The organism is Tahibacter harae (genome assembly GCF_024437735.1).
In the GTDB taxonomy this organism is placed as follows: domain Bacteria; phylum Pseudomonadota; class Gammaproteobacteria; order Xanthomonadales; family Rhodanobacteraceae; genus Tahibacter; species Tahibacter harae.
This window is the reverse complement of sequence record NZ_JANFQO010000015.1, coordinates 41,735-57,228: the sequence shown is the minus strand read 5'-3', so window position 1 is coordinate 57,228 and position 15,494 is coordinate 41,735. Positions and strand designations below refer to the sequence as shown.

Annotated in this window: 14 protein-coding genes; 4 read left to right on the top strand and 10 right to left on the bottom strand. The window is 67.4% G+C overall.

Translation table 11 applies throughout. The features are described 5' to 3' along the window. Positions 1-79: 79 nt before the first annotated feature. Complete coding sequence (locus tag NM961_RS15950) at positions 80-997, bottom strand: DUF6923 family protein (protein ID WP_255915406.1); 918 nt, start codon at positions 995-997, stop codon at positions 80-82. Between the two features lie 290 nt (positions 998-1,287). Between NM961_RS15950 and NM961_RS15945 the strand changes: the two genes are divergently transcribed. Further along, a complete protein-coding gene (locus tag NM961_RS15945; RefSeq protein WP_255915405.1) occupies positions 1,288-3,627 on the top strand; it encodes a DNA internalization-related competence protein ComEC/Rec2 in 2,340 nt (779 codons plus the stop codon). 202 nt (positions 3,628-3,829) lie between these two features. Here the strand turns inward: NM961_RS15945 and NM961_RS15940 are convergent, their stop codons facing one another. Then, the gene (locus NM961_RS15940) at positions 3,830-4,726 is read right to left on the bottom strand and encodes a LysR substrate-binding domain-containing protein (protein WP_255915404.1); all 897 of its coding nucleotides are present in this window, start codon (positions 4,724-4,726) and stop codon (positions 3,830-3,832) included. A 99-nt stretch (positions 4,727-4,825) separates the two neighbouring features. Between NM961_RS15940 and NM961_RS15935 the strand changes: the two genes are divergently transcribed. Beyond that, positions 4,826-6,028 carry an MFS transporter gene (locus NM961_RS15935; protein ID WP_255915403.1) on the top strand — a complete coding sequence of 401 codons (1,203 nt, stop codon included), beginning with the start codon at positions 4,826-4,828 and terminating at the stop codon, positions 6,026-6,028. 104 nt (positions 6,029-6,132) lie between these two features. After that, positions 6,133-6,627 carry an MgtC/SapB family protein gene (locus NM961_RS15930; protein ID WP_255915402.1) on the top strand — a complete coding sequence of 165 codons (495 nt, stop codon included), beginning with the start codon at positions 6,133-6,135 and terminating at the stop codon, positions 6,625-6,627. A gap of 61 nt (positions 6,628-6,688) precedes the next feature. On the opposite strand, the gene NM961_RS15925 is transcribed toward NM961_RS15930, so the two are convergent. Both NM961_RS15925 and NM961_RS15920 read right to left on the bottom strand, forming a co-directional pair. Continuing rightward, on the bottom strand, positions 6,689-7,393 hold the full coding sequence (locus NM961_RS15925) for a DUF72 domain-containing protein (RefSeq protein ID WP_255915401.1): 705 nt from the start codon (positions 7,391-7,393) through the stop codon (positions 6,689-6,691). A gap of 112 nt (positions 7,394-7,505) precedes the next feature. Beyond that, positions 7,506-9,026 carry a choice-of-anchor Q domain-containing protein gene (locus NM961_RS15920; protein ID WP_255915400.1) on the bottom strand — a complete coding sequence of 507 codons (1,521 nt, stop codon included), beginning with the start codon at positions 9,024-9,026 and terminating at the stop codon, positions 7,506-7,508. Positions 9,027-9,239: 213 nt separating this feature from the next. On the opposite strand from NM961_RS15920, the gene NM961_RS15915 reads away from it, so the two are divergent. Continuing rightward, positions 9,240-10,781 carry a hypothetical protein gene (locus tag NM961_RS15915; protein ID WP_255915399.1) on the top strand — a complete coding sequence of 514 codons (1,542 nt, stop codon included), beginning with the start codon at positions 9,240-9,242 and terminating at the stop codon, positions 10,779-10,781. A 223-nt stretch (positions 10,782-11,004) separates the two neighbouring features. On the opposite strand, the gene NM961_RS15910 is transcribed toward NM961_RS15915, so the two are convergent. The 6 genes from NM961_RS15910 to NM961_RS15885 all read right to left on the bottom strand — a co-directional run bounded on the left by NM961_RS15910 (position 11,005) and on the right by NM961_RS15885 (position 15,454). Continuing rightward, positions 11,005-12,066 carry a hypothetical protein gene (locus NM961_RS15910; protein ID WP_255915398.1) on the bottom strand — a complete coding sequence of 354 codons (1,062 nt, stop codon included), beginning with the start codon at positions 12,064-12,066 and terminating at the stop codon, positions 11,005-11,007. Between the two features lie 197 nt (positions 12,067-12,263). After that, a complete protein-coding gene (locus NM961_RS15905; protein WP_255915397.1) occupies positions 12,264-12,878 on the bottom strand; it encodes a hypothetical protein in 615 nt (204 codons plus the stop codon). A gap of 44 nt (positions 12,879-12,922) precedes the next feature. Further along, complete coding sequence (locus NM961_RS15900) at positions 12,923-14,092, bottom strand: pesticin C-terminus-like muramidase (RefSeq protein WP_255915396.1); 1,170 nt, start codon at positions 14,090-14,092, stop codon at positions 12,923-12,925. After that, the gene (locus tag NM961_RS15895) at positions 14,089-14,472 is read right to left on the bottom strand and encodes a hypothetical protein (protein ID WP_255915395.1); all 384 of its coding nucleotides are present in this window, start codon (positions 14,470-14,472) and stop codon (positions 14,089-14,091) included. Before NM961_RS15895 ends, NM961_RS15900 begins: the two co-directional genes overlap by 4 nt. Beyond that, positions 14,466-15,110, bottom strand: coding sequence for a DUF4123 domain-containing protein (locus NM961_RS15890; protein WP_255915394.1), 645 nt, complete (start codon positions 15,108-15,110; stop codon positions 14,466-14,468). The genes NM961_RS15895 and NM961_RS15890 overlap by 7 nt, the downstream gene beginning before the upstream one ends. After that, on the bottom strand, positions 15,107-15,454 hold the full coding sequence (locus NM961_RS15885) for a PAAR domain-containing protein (RefSeq protein WP_255915393.1): 348 nt from the start codon (positions 15,452-15,454) through the stop codon (positions 15,107-15,109). Before NM961_RS15885 ends, NM961_RS15890 begins: the two co-directional genes overlap by 4 nt. Positions 15,455-15,494: the final 40 nt, after the last annotated feature.

Genomic DNA, 15,494 nt, shown 5'->3' with positions numbered 1-15,494 from the left:
GGCGCCGCAGCCGGCGCCGGGATGGTGGGCGGGCGAGAAGCGGCCGGCCGAAGGCGATCCCTCGCCTTGACCGGTCCGTTCAGTCCACCGAGAACGATTGCAGCGAAACCGGCGTCGTCGCGCCTTCGTATTCGCCGGCGAGCGGCGTGGCCACCGTGGTCGCCGCACCGGTTGCGAGATCGATCGTCGCGAAGCGGTTGACGCCGCCGCCTTCATACAGCCACGCATAGAGCACGCCCGTGGTCTTGTCGAACTCGATGCCCTGGGCGAAGTTGGCGGCGACGCCGGTGGCGCCGATCAGCGTGGCTGCGCCGGTCGCGGTATTGATCGAGTAGATGCTGTCGGTGCCGATGTCGTGGCCGTACATCTGGCCCGAGGCGTTGATCGCGATATCGATCATCAGGGGCGTGCCGGTGTTGCCGACCAGGGTGGCGACGCCGGTGGCCGGATTGAGCGTGTAGATCTGCGAATCGGTGCCGTTGGAGGTCGAGATGTAGTACGGCGAGGAGGGCGTCTGGAAGGCCAGGCCGGTGATCGACTGGCCCGAGGCGAAGCCGGTCATCGTGACGCTCGGCGTGAACACGCCGGTGGTCTTGTTCAGTTCGCCGAACTGGAGCAGGTCGCTGACCGCATAGATGCGGCCGGCTACGTTGTCGTATTCGAGGCCGTACAGGTTGCCGGTCTGTGGGCCGATGATGGTCGCGGTGTTCGCATTGGGCAGCAGGAACGACTGCAGTGAATCGCCGCCGGTGCCGCCACTACGCATGTTGAACTGATACGTCGTGTCGCCGAGATTCTTCGGCATGGCTGCAGCCTGCGCGTCCTTGGGACTGAGGGCGCCGTAGGCGTGGCCGAGGCATTTCTGCGAATACCACTCGGGCTCGCGTTTGAGGCTGTTCTTCCAGGCGGCGCAATCCTGAGTGCCGTCGTCCGCCGCAAGGGCGGGCAGTGCCGTCAGGCCGGCGAGAATGATCCCGGCAAGCTTCAATACGTGCATGTCATCTTCCCCATCATCGGATGGCCAGCCGGGCAGCTGGCCTTTCGTAGATAACGTGTTTTGCGGCCAGGCTCAAGCGCCGCCGCGGCGGCGTCCCAAGTAGCGGACGCTGCATTAGGCGGCACCCGGTGCGATTCCGGCCGCTTGATGCGCCGCGCCGGAGACGCGCACCCGCAACAGCCGCAGGCGCCGGCCGGAGATTTCCTACGCGCAGGCGCGCCGCACGCCGCTGCCTCGACGCGGATGCAAGGCCCAGGCTGTAGTCCTCAGCGAAGGACAGCAGGGAAGCCATGCCGGCAGTCATTGCCATCGGCCAATTCGCCGCGCTGCTGCGCCGGATCGCGCGCCATCCGCTGGCGCCCGGCGCGGTGCTGGCGCTGCTCGCCGGCAGCGTCTCGCTGCAGGCGCTGCCGCGGTTGCCGCCGCTGAGCTGGCTGCTGGCCGGCGGCCTGCTGGCATCGCTGCTCTGGCGCTGGCCGCTGGCGCGCCTGCCGGCCTTGTTCCTGCTCGGTGCCTGCAACAGCGGCCTGCGCGCCGAACTGGCCCTGCGCGAACGGTTGCCGCCGGTGCTGGAAGGCGTGGAACTGGAACTGCGCGGACGCATCCTCGACCTGCCGGACCGCCGCGCCGATGCGACCCGCTTCGATCTGGTCCTGCACAGCGCCAGCCGCAACGGCGAGGCGCTGCCATTGCGCGGCCGCGTGCGGCTGTCCTGGTACGGCACGCCGCCGCGGCTGCGGCCCTGCGCCAGCTGGCAGCTGCGCGTGCGCCTGAAGCGCCCGCGCGGCCTGAGCAATCCCGGCGGTTTCGACAGCGAGCGCCAGGCCCTGCAGCTGGGCCTCGTCGCGGTCGGCTATGTGCGCGAGGACGGCGCCAACCGCGAGCTGGCGCCCGCGCCCGGCTGCGTCGCCGCGCGGCGGGAACGCATCGCCGACGCCATCGCCGCCGAGTTCGGCGACACGCCAGTCGCGCACCTGCTGCGCGCGCTCGCGGTTGGCGATCAGCGCGGACTGGACGCGGCCGAATGGCAGGTGCTGCGCGCGACCGGGGTAGGGCATCTGATCGCGATTTCGGGGTTCCATGTCGGCATGCTGGCCCTGGCCGGCGCCTGGTGCGCGCGCCGGCTGTGGCGCTGCCGGCCGCAGCTGGCGCTGCGCTGGCCGGCCGCCGTGCTGGAGGCGCCGCTGGCGCTGGGCTGTGCCACGGCCTATGCGGCGCTGGCCGGCTTCGGCATCGCCACCGTTCGCACCTTGCTGATGCTGGCCGTGGTCATGCTCGCGCGCACTCTGCGCCGGGAGCTGCCGCTGCGCCAGGCGCTGGCTTTGGCGCTGGCTGCGCTGCTGCTGGCCGACCCGCTGGCGCTGCTGGCCGCGGGGTTCTGGCTGTCCTTCGCCGGCGTGGCGCTGCTGGTCTACAGCTTCGGCAACCGTCCCGGGCTGGCCTGGTGGCGCGAACTGGTGCCGGCCCAGGTGGCGATGAGCCTGGGATTGCTGCCGCTGAGCCTGTGGTTCTTCGGCCACAGCTCCCTGGTCGGGCCGCTGGCCAACCTGGTTGCCGTGCCCTGGATCAGCTTTGTGGTCGTGCCGCTGACGCTGGCCGGCGTACTGACTGCCGCGCTGCTGCCGGCAGCCGGTTCGCTCATTCTGGACATTGCGGCTTTTGCGCTGGAAGGGCAGTGGCGCCTGCTGGAATGGCTGTCCACCTGGCCGCTGGCGCAGTGGTATTTCGCCGAGGCCACTGCCGCCGCCTATGGGCTGGCTGGTCTGGGCGTACTCTGGCTGCTGCTGCCGCGCGGCGTGCCGTTGCGGGGCGTAGCTGCGCTGCTGTTGCTGCCGCTGCTGTGGCCGCCGGCGGCGCGTCCGGTCCGGGGCGGCTTCGATCTCAGTGTGATCGATGTCGGTCAGGGCCTGGCGGTGCTGCTGCGCACCGAACGGCATGCGCTGCTGTACGACACGGGTTCGCGCTTCCCCTCGGGATTCGACCAGGGCGAAAGCGTGGTCGCGCCGGCCGTGCAGGCCCTGGGCGTGCGCCGGCTCGATACGCTGGTCATCAGCCATGCCGACGGCGACCACGCCGGCGGCGCGGCCGGCGTGATCCGCAACCTGCACCCGCGGCGCATCTTCGCCGGCGAACCGGTGCCCGGCCTGGATACGGCCCAGGCCTGCGAATCAGGTCTCGCCTGGCAATGGGACGGCGTCGACTTCCGCGCGCTGCACCCGCCACCCGCGGGCGGCGGCCGCGGCAATGCCAGTTCCTGCGTGCTGCTGGTGCAGAGCGGCCAGGCCCGGCTGCTGCTCAGCGGCGACATGGTCGCGGCCGACGAGGCGCGCATCGCCGCGGCCGCGGGCGCGCAGCCGCTGGTAGTGCTGGTGCCGCACCACGGCAGCAGGACTTCATCCAGCAACGCGCTGCTGGATGCGCTGCCGATACAGGCCGCCCTGGTCTCCGCCGCTTATCGCAGCCGCTTCGGCCACCCGCATGCGGAAGTCGTCGCGCGCTATCGCGAACGCGCCGTTCCTTTGTGGAATACCGCCGATTCCGGCTGCCTGCGCTGGCGCTTCACGCCGGCCGCGCCGCCCGAACCGATCGAGTTTTGCCGGCAGCGGCGCCGGCACTACTGGAGCGAGTGAGCGCGACGGAAGTTTCTGTTCCTGCGGCTCGCAGGATGCTTCTGGCCGGCGCTGCCTCGCGCGCCGGGCGCGAGACCCCGGACATGGCGAAAGCCTCTCCCATCGCGCCCGGACCAAGCGCGCCCGGACACGGAGCGGATGATGCGCGGAATTCCCGCCAGTCATTGCTGCAACGGAAGCGCACGAAAAAGTACGCGCGCTTTCAACGCCAGCCTTCTCCTATCCGCTCGGCCAGGTAATCCAGGAAACAGCGTATCCGCGCGGCCAGCGCCGTATTGCGGTAATACACCGCATTGATCGGCTGGCGTACCTCCACCGTATCGCGCGCCAGGACCTGCACCAGCTCGCCGCGTGCGCGGTCGCCTGCCGTAAGGAAATCCGACAGGCTAGCGATTCCGGCGCCCGCCAACGCCAGGTGGCGCAAGGTCTCGCCGCTGGAAACGAAAAGATCGGGCTTGACATGCAGGCGATCGCCGCCGGCATGCCGCAGCGGCCAGTGGTTGAGGGATTCGGGCTGGCTGAAGCCGAGCAGGCTGTGGCGGGCCAGTGCCTTGACCGTGGTCGGCCTGCCGCGGCGGGCGAGATATTCCGGACTGGCGAGCAGGCGCAGGCGGCTGGTGCCCAGCGGCCGTGCGTGCAGGGTGGAGTCGCGCAGCGCGCCTATGCGCAGGGCGACGTCGGTGCGATGTTCGAGCAGGTCGGTGATCAGGTCGCTGGTGTTCAATTCCAGGGTGATCTCCGGATAGCGTTCGCGGAAGCCGGCCACCAGCGGCACGACCACGTGCAGCATGAACGGGGCGGACGTGTCCACGCGCAGGCGGCCGGCGGGTTTCTGCCGGCGCTGGGCGAGTTCATCCTCGGCCTCCTCCATCGCATCCAGGATGCGGCGCGCGCGCTGCAGCAGCAGTTCGCCTTCCCCGGTCAGCTCCAGCCGGCGCGTGGTCCGCCGCAGCAAGGTGGTGGCGAGTTTTTCCTCCAGCCGGCTCAGCGTGCGGCTGACACCGGAAACCGTCTGGCCCAGGCGCTGGGCCGCGGCGGTGATGGAGCCGGTATCGACCACGGCGGTGAAGACCTGCAGCTCGTCCAGCGTGCTTTTCATTCTTGCATCCGGCGCAAATATCTTCTGCCGGAACTCTAGTTTTTCTCAACAACGCCGGCAAGCAGACTGCGCCCCTTCCACACTGCGCAGGAACCTGCCATGCCTCTCGCCTTGCTCGCGCTGACCATAGGCGCGTTTGCCATAGGCACGACGGAATTCGTCATCGTCGGCCTGATTCCCACCATTGCCGCCGATCTCGGCGTCACCCTGCCTTCAGCCGGGCTGCTGGTCAGCCTGTACGCCCTGGGCGTTGCCGTGGGCGCGCCGCTGCTGACCGCGCTGACCGGCCGCCTGCCGCGCAAGACGCTGCTGCTGGCGCTGATGCTGCTGTTCACCGCCGGTAACCTGCTGGCCTGGCTGGCGCCGGGCTATGCGGCCCTGGTGGTCGCGCGCGTGCTGACCGGACTGGCCCACGGCGTGTTCTTCTCCATCGGCTCTACCATCGCCACCAGTCTGGTGCCGCGCGAACGCGCGGCCAGCGCCATCGCGATCATGTTCAGTGGGCTGACTGTAGCCCTGGTCACCGGCGTGCCGCTGGGTACCTTTCTCGGCCAGCATTTCGGCTGGCGCGCGACCTTCCTCGCGGTTTCCGCGCTCGGCCTGGTTTCCTTCATCGCCAGCCTGGCCTTCGTGCCGCGCGGACTGGCACAGTCGGCGCCGGCCTCGTTGCTGGCCCAGGCCCAGGTGCTGCGGCGGCCGCGCCTGCTGCTGGTCTACGCCATGACCGCGGTGGGCTACGGCGGCTCCTTCATTGCGTTCACCTTTCTTGCACCGCTGCTGACCGAGGTCACCGGCTTCAGCGCCGGCGCGGTGAGTCTGGTGCTGCTGGTCTACGGCGTGTCCGTCGCGGTAGGCAATATCTGGGGCGGTCGCCTGGCCGATCGCCTGGGAGCGCTGGCGGCGCTGCAGCGCATCTTCCTCGGCCTGGCCGCGGTGCTGGCGCTGTATAGCCTGGCCGCGCCGCACGCACCGCTGGCGCTGCTGGTGGTGCTGCTCTGGGGCGCGGTGGCGTTCGGCAATGTGCCGGGGCTGCAGGTCTACGTGGTGCAGCAGGTTGCACGCCAGGCGCCGCAGGCGGTGGATGTGGCTTCCGGGCTGAATATCGCCGCCTTCAATCTGGGCATTGCCGGCGGCGCCTGGGCCGGCGGGCTGATCGTGCAGCGGCTGGGTTTGGTCCACACCGGCTGGATAGGCGCGATCGTGGTACTGGGTGCATTCGCGCTGACGCGCTGGAGCGCGCAGCTGGATCGCCGCGACCCGCAGCCGGCGCCGGTGCTGCCGGTGGCGGTGGCTGGGCATTGATGCGCGCCGCCGGCCCGCATCGCCAGGGCAGACGTGATGACGCGGCGGCGGCCGCAGACCAGGCATTGACGTGCCATTGACGCATGCGCCGGCACTTTCGGCGCATGGATATTCTCAGCCAAGGGTGGGTGGTCGCGGGCACGGCGTATGCGATGGTGCTCGGCGGCGTGATCGGCTACGAGCGCGAGCTGAAGAATCGCCCGGCCGGATTCCGCACGCATATGCTGGTGGCCGGCGCGGCCACGCTGCTGATCGAGATTGGCGAGCTGCTGATGGCCGATACGCGCTACCGCAGCGCGCAATTCCTGACCATAGATCCGCTACGTCTGGTCGAAGCCGTGGTTTCCGGCGTCGCCTTCATCGGCGCCGGCACCATTTTCGCGACGCGCTCGGGCAACAGCGTCGCCGGCATCACCACGGCAGCGTCGCTGCTGATGGTGGCCATCGTCGGCGTTGCAGTGGGTTTCGGTTTCTATGTGCTGTCGCTGGCGATCACGCTGCTGACCTTGCTGGTACTGGCCGTGCTGAACTTCGCCGAGCGGCGCCCGCGGGCGATGGCGGAGAAGAAGGCGTCGGCGCAAGGCACCGGGGAACAGTAGCCGTACAGGCATGGCGCGCTGCGTTGGCGCATGCGGCGCCGGTGAAAATTCGTTTGCAATTTCAGTGCGCCGCCAGGGCCGCCAGCAGGGCGGCATAGGCCGGCGCCGTGGGCTCGTGCATGAAATACACGTAGACCTTCTCCCAGCGCGTGGCGCGGATGCGCGCCAGCCATGCCGCCAGCGCGGCCTCGTCATACTGTTCCAGGCGCAGGCGCAGATATCCCCAGGCGGCGGTTTCCACCAGCGGCGGCGGCGTGGCGTCCTCGCGCTCGGACACACACAGTGCGGCGCCGGCCTCGCGCAGACGCGCGTAAACCGCGGCATCGAACCAGCTGTCGTGGCGGAATTCAAACGTGGCGCGGTGATCCGGCGGCAGGCGTTGCAGGAAGGCTTCCAGCCGCGGCAGATCCTGCTTCAGGTTCGGCGGCAGCTGGAACAGCACCGGGCCGCGCTTGTCGCCCAGGTGTTCCAGCACGGTGTAGAACGCAGCCAGCATGTCGTCCGCGTCGGGCTTCAGGCGCGATTTGTGGGTGACGGCCGCCGGCGCCTTGACCGCGAAGCGGAAGGCATCCGGTACCGTCTGCGCCCAGCGTTGCAGGCTTTCGGCCTTGGGCAGGGCGTAGAAGCTGCTGTTGATCTCGACCGTGGGCAGGCGCTCGCCGTAATACGCCAACATGTCGGCGGCGGCCAGCCTGGCCGGATAGAACGCGCCTTTCCATTCCTTGAACGAATAGCCGCTGGCACCGGCGAGGATCTGTTGCGACATGGGGGCGGTTTCCGCGGGTTCGGTGGCGATTCGCCTCATGGTGGCGCAGCGCGCGCGCCTAGGCGAGCGCAAGCGCAGCAGGACCGGCGGCAGGTACGGCCGGGGCAGGTGCTTATGCTTCCACCGCGTCGAAACCATCGGCAAACAGGGCGTCGCCGCGCTCATACGCGCCGATGTCGCACCGCGCCTTGCCATTGCCGTCGCCATCCTGGGGCCGCGGCTGGCCGCGCTGGTCGGTGGCAGGGCAGTGGACGGACAGCGCGGCATCTATCGCGCCGCTGCCGGCGAGCAGGGCGTGGCTGCGGGCGAAGCCGCCGTTGCCGGCGAGCGGAGCAAGCCCGGCCTCAGTCGCGACGATATCGCCGGCGCCGGCGCGCAGGATGCAGGCATCGCCCGGCGCATGCAGCGTGCCGCCGCCGGAGACGATCACATCGTCGAACACGGTATTGCACTCGCGGCCGGCAGCCTGTGTGTTGCCCAGCACGATGCTGTTGATCAGTTCGATCGGAATGAAATCGCCGAATGCGCGCCCGCGCACGTCGAGAATCGCGCCGCCGCCGTTGGCGCCGGCCGCGTGGTTCGCACTGATGGTGCTGTGTTCCAGGCGCAGTTCGTTCTGCCCGTCGCCGAAGATGGCGCCGCCCGCATCGGCTTGGTTGCCGCTGAGCGTGACATTGCGCAGCAGCCATTGGCTCGCGCCGAGATTGGCGTGGATGGCCCCGCCCATGCCGGCGCGGTTGCCGCTGAGCAGGCAGCGCTGCAGGGTGATCGCGGTCGCGCTGCCGTCGCTGAAGATCGCGCCGCCGTGCAGCGCCGCGTTGCCGCTGATCTCGCAGTCCTGCAGCTGGACCAGGCTGGCGCTGGGCGCTATGTACAGGCCGCCGCCTATGCTGAAATCGTCCGGGCCGCGATTGTCCTCGACGCGAAGGCGTTCGCCCTGCAGGCTGCCGAATACGGCCAGGCCCTGGCCGTAGCGCACGGACGAATTGCTGCGCACATCGACGCGCTGCAGCACGGCTGCGCCGCCGTCGCGGACGAGCAGGGCGCCGCCGCTGATCTCGGCCGTATCCGCATGGCTGAACAAGGCCTGGTGGCCGTGCTGCAGGCGTAGCCGCTGCGCGGTGAGATGGCCGCCGGCGGCTACATCGAAGAGACGGTCCCGCGCGTCGCCGTCGATCACGCAGGCATTTTCGCCGCTGCCGTGGATGCGGATTTCCGAACGCACGTCCAGATCGCCGCTGGCGGCGGCGTCTTCCTGTGCGCCGGCCAGGGTCAGCGCGAAGGTGCCGGCGCCCAGCGTGATCTCGTCGGCACCGGGGAGCGCGTTGGCTTCCTGGATCGCGGCACGCAGCGAACAGCGGCCGCTGTTGTCGCGGCACAAGCCGTCGCCGGCGGTCTGATCCGTCGTGTCCGCGGTGGTGTCCACCGCAAATGTTGCCGCGGTGGCGGGCGAGAGCAGGCAGGCGACGGAAAGCAGCGGCAGCGCGCAGTACAGCGCAGCGCGCTCCGGCCAGCGCAGCGGCGGCCGCCTGTACCGCCCGGAGCGGCTTTTTCTCCACGCAGCTGCCTCATTGCTGTCGGGCTTGCTGCCTTGTCCACAACGGTGCATGGCCGGCATGGGCAACCTCGTCATTGGGCGCGGATCCGGCTGTGTGCGCCGACCCGGGCGAAAAGGTTGCATTGCCGCTGCAGCAGCCGCGGCTGTACCTTCCATTGTTGCCGGAATGGCGGTCTGGACCGGGTGGCCATTTCCGCGTCCTGGTTCGCTTAGGGGATTCTTCGCGCTCCGACGTTATCACCAATGCCGCTGCCGGCGGCCTTGGACATTGCGTGGAAAAGGAGCGTCATGAAGATTCTGCGGACCCTGCTGGGCTGCTTCACCTTGCTGCTGGCCGGCCTGGACGATGCGGGCGCGGTAGTGCTCAATTCCCGCGGCGAAGGCCAGCTGCTGATTTTCCCGTACTACAGCACGGCCGCCGGCAACAGTACGTTGCTGACACTGACCAATTACCGCCAGCAGCCCAAGGTGTTGCGCGTGCGCATCGCCGAAGGCGAGAACGCACAGGATGTACGTTCCTTCCATGTGTACATGGCGCCGTACGATGTATGGACCGGAGTGCTGTTCGATCGCGGCGATGGCGCCGCGCCGGGTCTCACCACCAGCGACGCCTCCTGCACCGTGCCGGCGCTGCGCGAGTCAACCAGCCTGCCGCAATTGCCGGGCGGACTGCGCTACGTGCCGCTGCAGGACGGGCTAGCCGACGCCGGCAGCGCTGATCCGGCGCGGCTGCGCGAAGGCTTTGTCGAAGTGCTGGAAGTCGCCAGCATCCGCCAGCCTTCGCTCACCGCCAGCGCGGTAACGCCCCGCGGCGACCGGCTGCGTGACTGCGCGGCGCTGCTGGCGGCCTGGGAGGCGCCTGGCGGCTACTGGCGCGCCGATCCGCTGAAAGACCTGGCCAATCCGACCGGGGGCATCGGCGGGGAAATATCCATCGTCAATGTGGCGGCGGGCACGGTGTTCGGGCTCGCACCGGTGGCCATCGACGATTTCCGCGTCGATCCGGCGGACCAGCCGCGCGGCAGCTTGTCCAGCGTGGCGCTGCATGCGCAGCTCATTTCGCGCGAACCGCCGCTGTCCATGCTGGCGCTGACCGATCCCGCCCGCAGCATCGTCAGCGCGGATGTGATCGCCGACGGCCGGCCGCGGCGCCTGAGCTATCCCGCGCCGCAGCGCGCCGTGGATGCGGTCAGCGCGGTACTGATGCTCAGCCGCGCCGAGGCCGTATTCGAGCAGGATGCGGCGATAGGTTCGCGTACCTCGTACGTGCTCACTTACCCGACGCGCCCGCTGTATACCGATGTGCAATACACCGGTCAGCAGACCGGCGTTGCGCCGTTCCCTGCGCGTTTCCAGGGCCGCGTACCGCTGGATCGCACTCTGGGCATGCGCTTCAACCTGCTCAATCGCGAATCGTATATCGAGGTACTCGGCGGACCGCCCGATGACGGCTGCGGCTTCACCTGTCCGCCGCCGCTGCAGGCACGCCTGCCGGGCACGGCGGTGGAAGTACTCGCCCCCGGCGGCACGCCGGATCCGCAACTGGGCACACGTCTGCACGCCGATATCGGCTACGGCGCCAACCCGCTGCCGACCGCAACGAACGGCTGGCTGCAACTGCATGCCGACCGCTTCGGCGGCCAGCACAACCAGCTGCGTCCCTCGCTGGAAGGCTACAGCCTGCGCGGCCTGCCGCTGATCGGTACGCGGGTGATCACTTACGTCAATGACGATATCGGCGGCGGCGTGCGCGCGAATTATTCGACGGCGCTGCCGATGAGCGGCTATACGCAGTGCGTGGATGCACAGGCGCAGCCTTGCGCGCCTTGAGTGCCCGCCGGAGTGCAGAAGGCATCGCATGTCGTGCGCGCTGTCTGGAACAGACCTGTCTGCGCAAAACCGGCGGGCATTGGCAGGGTGGCTGATGCCCAGGAGAGACGTCGATAGGCGCGCTTCCGGTGGCGCTTTCACACGCCGACGGCCGATGGCACGATCCATCTATCCCGATAGGGAAATGGTGCTGTGATCTGCGGTGCAGCCGGTAGCTCGTACGTCACGGAAGCGCGCTGTGGCGCGTGAGTTCTTCCAGCATGGCCAGCCTCATTCCGATCAGGTGCGCATCGACCGCGTGCCTGCCGATCTTCGGATACTGTTGTGCCGCGAACGTCAACCAGGCCTTGCGGTGTGCTTCCCAGGCGGTCTGGACCTTTTCTATGCCGGTGAAGGTCACGGAACCGGCAACGCGCACTTCCTCTTCGTCTTTTTCTTCTTCTTTTTTGGCATCTGCGACAGAGCGAAGCGAATCGAGCAACGCGCGCAGCCGCGCTTCGGCCGCGGCGGCGTCGCGCCCGGACGCGAGCGGAATCTTGCCGGCCTGGAATTCGGTCACAAGCCCGTAGTAGTGCGCAGAATTCAAATCGATGGAACGGTACTGCAACAGGACGAGCGCGTTCGCCATCGTTTCGTCCCATTCGAACTGCAGCGCCGCATCAATGAACGCCTTGGTGGCTGGAACCACGTTTTCGGCATATTGCTTCCGCGCCGCCGCGCTCCAGCTAGCCTGGTCGCGCGTGAGCGCGCGCTGGCCGTTCCGTTCTGACAGCTCCATCTCGAATTCACGGCACTCCCGGTCGCGGTTCCATCCGTCCTCGTAGTCACCCAGCGTTTTCTGCCCGCGCGGAAATGGCCAGCCGCATACGTCCAGCAGATCGGTGGAGCGCGGATCCTTCTCGATCGCGTCGATCTGTTGCAGCAGGACCGGCAGGTCTTCAGGTATCAGCGATTCACGGACTTCACAGATGAACGCACGCGCCAGCGGCAGATTGCGCTTAACACCGATGCCGTTGGCATAGATCATCGCCAGTATCGTGCTGCCTTCAAGCACGGAGTCGGATGAAGCGGATTCCCGTTCGGCAAATGCGCAATGGCGCATGGCGTCGTCGTTGCGCGCTTCCGCCGGGCCGTAGTAGTCGAATCGTGACTCGCATACGTCGGTGACTTCGGTATCCAGGTTGGCCGCTACCAGGTCCGACGAGATGTCGAAAACCGCAAGTGCCTCGCATGTGTCCTGAGCGTCGTTCGCCTTGAGCGTCGTGCTGGCAAGGCTGCAGACCAAGCACGTGGCGATCGCGTGCCAGCGGAGGCTACAGCTGCGGACTCCCGATCCGGCATGTTGTACCGGCGAGGCGGGAGGGCTGTGCGCTACAGCTACCGGTCTGGTGATTTGCCTGGGTATGGCGATGCTTAAGCAGGGCCGTAGAAGCGCCGGGCAGGTCGTCGATGGGCCGGGGTAGGCCGGCGTATCAATGTCGTTCACTTGCCGTCCGGCTTGGCTGGCGGTTTGCCGACGCGCTTGAGGATGACCATGCCGTCCATCCCCTTGTCCTTGGCCAGCACCTTGTCGAACACTACGAACGGGAAATACAGCGTGTCGGGATCGCGCATCTGCAGATACACGTAGATGCTGCGCGGTGCGCTGTCCTCGAGGACCATGTTGTAGCCGTCCGGAGCCAGCTTAGGCCAGAAACTGCTCAGCTCACGGTAGCGCGGGACGAAGAGTGGCTCCACCAGCACGGTGCGTTCGATGGGGCGCTTGGGCGCGACGTAGCTGTCGTCCGGCCCATGGTCGCAGTGCGACCTCCAGGCGTCGTTGAGACAGACACCGGGCTGTATTGGTTCCAGCAGCGTCATCAGCGGTGGATCGTCATTGCCGCGGTCGCGGAATTCGAGGGTTTGGTTGACCGGCAGGACACCCGGATCGTTCAGCAGCTCCTGCCAGCCGGATAGCGATTGGATAGGAACTTCGGCCGGAAGCTTTGGAACCTGGATGGCATCTACCCGCCAAGTACCCGAGAGTTCGTGGCCGGGGACAGGAAAGGTTGTTTCTTGCGCGTGCGCTGCGAATGGCCGTAACAGGGACAACAGCATAAGGCTCAGCGCTCCTGCAATGCGGAATGAAATCATCGTTGTGCTCAGGGTTTCGGAGGTGGCGTAGCCGTGCCAGCGGAGGGCGTTGCAGGTGCCGTTGACGCAGGTGGTGGTGCGTTGCCCAGCGCGGCCAGAAAGGGCCGTTCTCTCTTAGGGTCGAAGGATGTCGAGGCTGTTGCATAGTTGCCGGCCGCAAGATTGTCGAGGACCGCTTTGTCGGGGATTCGGCCGGACTGATAGGCGCGGCTGAGGATCACCGTCTGTGCTTCCGGCGACAAAGCGCTTAGGTCGTTGCCGGTCTCCTTCTTGTAGATAGTCGTCGCCTGCTTCATCGCCTCTTTTGCCGCACGATAGTTCAGCAGATCCGCCTCTTTCTGCGTGATGGACAGCGGATTTGCGCGCAGGTAGGCACAGGCTGCGGCTCTGCGCAGGCCGAAATAAGGCCCCAGCTTTGTCTTGAGCTGTTCGAGTTCCTCGGGCGTGAGAATTTTCGCCTGCTTGTTCAGCTCGACCAGCTCGCTCAGGAACGGATCTTTGTTTTGCGGCCCCAGGTCTACGCCCTTGGCGATGGTGACACCTGAGGCGTTCGGGTATTTGGTTCCCTTGACAATGGGGCCTTGCAGGTAGGTGCCGTCTTTGGACAGCGCCGCACTGTAGCTGCCGTCGGCATTGCGCGTCAGATCGGGAAACCAAGGCTGATAGGCATTCAGATGCACGCCGCCTTCCCACTGGCTGATCTTTGCCAGATCGACAGAAGTGCCCGCCTCCTTGTTGATGATCTTGGTTAGGTCTTCGCTCATCGTGCCCCTGGGGGGCTTGTCCGCTGGCACGCAGGCGATCCGCCCCTCTTCCAGTTTGCATTCGCGCACGGAAGTCTTGGGCTTGGGCTTTTTCTTCGGATGCTTCTTGCTCTTGTCATTCCAGTCGGCATCGATCTGCGCCTGTTCCTCGTCGCGCCTGGCCTGGTCGGCCTGGGCCTGTTCCTGGCATTTCGCGTAGCGGGCTTCGCGCTCGGCGTACTTGGCGCGGTAGTCGGCCAGGATGTCGCGGTCGGCGGGGGTGAGCTTGTCTTCCGGGCCTGCCGGCGTGGCCGGCGCTGGTGCCGTTGCCGGCGGCGGTATCGGGCCTTTCGTTTGCTGCGGCAGCAGCGGCGACGGCGCGGCCGGCGGCGTGTTCCACGGCATCGGTAGCAGCGGTGTCTGCGGATCGCTCATCGGCCTGCTTCCTCGAACGCGCATTCGGCCAGATACAGGCGCCGGTCTATCCAGTCGTGCGCAAAGGCAGGCCTGGTCTGCACCCAGGTGACGAGGAAACATGCCAGCCCCTGCAAATAACTGCGCGGCTGGCCTATCCGCGCCGCGCGCCACAGATGGAAGGTGAGGCGGATGCGGTCGCCGTCGTCGCTGAAACCGTGCTGGTCGGCGACGCGCCAGGCTTCGCGTGCAAGCTGTTCGGTCTGTTCGCGCGAGAGACCAGGCCCAGGCAACGGGAATGCTTCGATATAGGAAAACCAGTGCGGCGTCATGCGCTGCACATAGTCTTCCTCGTCCAGCCGGCGCAGGTCGGCCAGCTGGCTTTTGTCGAGACTCAGCATAGGGATTCCCGCAGAGGGACGTGTGGATCGGAGCCGTGCTGGTCTTGTCTGCGCAGATTGTCTGGGACAGGCGCGATCAGCTCATGCATATAGATATCCACCGCGCGCGGCAGGCCCAGCAGCCGGTTGCCTGCTGTCGCGGCGCCGATCTCGACCGTCATCATCCGGCGGCCGCCGTCGATCTCGCAGTGCACGGCGCGCACGCAGTCACCGAAGAAGGTATCCATCTGCGCCTGCGTGGCGATGCGGCAGAACTGCAGCCAGGCGCGCGGATCGTAGTAGCGCAGCAGTCCGATGCGCTTGTCCGGCAGCATCACCTGCAGGGATTTCTTCAGATGCAGCCGCATGGCTTCGGGCTCGGCGTCGCCGGAAACGAAATAAAGGCAGCTGCGCGACCAGAAGCGGGTGGCCAGTTCCTGCCAGTGCACGGCGTGCTCGGGCAGATAAGTCAGCAGGTACGGTGCCAGGTGACCCAGGGTGCGCTGGCGTATCCCGCCGTAGAGCGAGCTTGAGGGAATAGGGCGCTGCCGCAGCCATGCCAGCACATTGGCCGGCTGGGCCGCATCGGCGATGGCGTAGAGCGGGATATCGGCCGAGCACAGCGTCGGCAATATCCGCTGCGTGAAATGCGGGCTCATTCTTCGATGGAGGATTCCGGCACCACGACCAGCGCCCCCTGTTCAGCCGCGGCCTGCAGGCACTCGGCATCGCGGGTTTCGCCGATGAAGGTGCGGCGTGCGCCATCCTGGATCACGCCACCGCAGCCGTGCGCATCGCCTACACGGGCGGCCGGCTGGTTTTCGATCAGTACGCTGGGCTCGCCTTCCAGGATGGCGTCCTGGCCGCTGCCGCAGCTGGCCGTGTCGCCCAGCCGGGCGGCGAGGCGGCCTTCGATATGGACGCGCTTGGCCGATCCGGTAACCGGACCGCCAGTGCCGGGCCGCACATGGGGATCGCCGATTCTTGCCGCAGGTGCAGGCATGCATCATTCCTTGACGAATTGGCTGCGAGCGATCGCCGCC